This is a genomic window from Streptomyces lothianensis, from assembly GCF_047779955.1.
Taxonomy (GTDB): Bacteria; Actinomycetota; Actinomycetes; order Streptomycetales; family Streptomycetaceae; genus Streptomyces.
Window position 1 is genome coordinate 1 of the sequence record NZ_JBLMKT010000151.1, and the last position, 333, is coordinate 333.

Genomic DNA, 333 nt, shown 5'->3' on the forward strand with positions numbered 1-333 from the left:
CCACACCCGGGGCCGAAGAACCCTCCGCCAGCGCCCTCAGCAACGCCGCACGGTCGTCGCCGACGACCACGGCACGGTGCTCGAACGCCGTCCGCGTCGACACCAGCGACCAGCCCACATCCACCGCAGGAACCTGGTCAACGAAGGTGAGCAGGCGCTCCGCCTGACCCGCCAGCGCCTCCGGCGACTTCGCCGACAACACCCACGGCACCACCGGCAGCGCGACCGACGGCTCCTCGACGGCCTCCACCTGCTCCTCCTCCACGGCCTCCAGGATGACGTGCGCGTTCGTGCCGCTGATACCGAACGACGACACACCCGCACGACGCGGAC

General features: G+C 71.2%; 1 protein-coding gene. It reads right to left on the reverse strand.

Annotation, left to right across the window (positions count from 1 at the left end):
- Positions 1-333 (reverse strand): ketoacyl-synthetase C-terminal extension domain-containing protein (locus ACLF6P_RS30020; RefSeq protein WP_463315331.1); only part of this gene is annotated, 333 nt, incomplete at both ends.